This window comes from Vibrio sp. 10N.222.48.A3, from assembly GCF_041475345.1.
In the GTDB taxonomy this organism is placed as follows: domain Bacteria; phylum Pseudomonadota; class Gammaproteobacteria; order Enterobacterales; family Vibrionaceae; genus Vibrio; species Vibrio tasmaniensis_A.
The window spans coordinates 1-573 of the sequence record NZ_JBFRVX010001596.1; the positions used below are offsets into that span (position 1 = coordinate 1).

Genomic DNA, 573 nt, shown 5'->3' on the forward strand with positions numbered 1-573 from the left:
ATGTGTTCTTCGCTTTTTCGCTCTTTAGGAACGTGTAGAACTCTTCTGCGACGACTTTATCGCTCAATCTCGCTACAGGGTAACGTATTGGTGTGTGTAGATCGGCTGGGAACGTCGACACTAGCTTCACTTCTTTAGAAAGCAACGCATCTGTTTTGTAGACAATGCCAAGCTTAGCTTCACTGCGTTCTACCAAAGCCAATGCCATACGTACATTGTTACTTGGTGCCAATCGAGTCTTCACATCGTCCCATACACCTAACGTTTCTAGCGCTTCTTTCGCATAGATACCCGCAGGAACCGACATGGTGTTGCCAACTGCAAGTCTTTCATTCATTAGAAGTTTAGCCCATTGGTCAGCGTTTGAGAGGTCCAAAGATATTGGCGTCTCTTTCGGGGAAATTAGCACGAGTTCGTTTTCGCACAAGTTTGTGACATTGTCACTAAAAGCCAACTTACGATCGACTAAATGCGTCATCCATTTTTCGTTTGCCGAGATAAAAATGTCTGCTGGCGCGCCTCGTTCAATTTGGCGCACCAAAGACGACGTGCTCGCATACACTGGAATAACAT

General features: G+C 45.7%; 1 protein-coding gene. It reads right to left on the bottom strand.

Features of this window, described 5'->3' with window-relative positions:
• On the bottom strand, positions 1-573 hold a 573-nt coding region (gene modA, locus AB4653_RS27930), incomplete at both ends, for a molybdate ABC transporter substrate-binding protein (protein WP_372105884.1).